1 tRNA gene is annotated in these 211 nt (G+C 43.6%); it reads left to right on the top strand.

From position 1 onward, the window contains the following. Window positions 1–76 (top strand) — tRNA-Ala (locus SAZ04_RS23240). The last annotated feature ends 135 nt before the right edge of the window (window positions 77–211 follow it).

Raw genomic sequence — 211 nt, 5'->3', positions numbered from 1 at the left:
GGGGCCTTAGCTCAGCTGGGAGAGCGCCTGCCTTGCACGCAGGAGGTCAGCGGTTCGATCCCGCTAGGCTCCACCAAAAATATTTCTTGACAAAACCGTTATTGTTTTGGTAAGATTTAAAAGTCGACATAAAGCGACAAAGTAGTTCTTTGAAAACTGAACAAAAGCCAAGCGAAATAGAGATACATGATATCTCGTCAACTTTTAGTAA

Source organism: Halalkalibacter lacteus (genome assembly GCF_036663595.1).
GTDB lineage: Bacteria > Bacillota > Bacilli > Bacillales > Bacillaceae_D > Halalkalibacter > Halalkalibacter lacteus.
This window is presented reverse-complemented; position numbering and strand designations above follow the sequence as displayed.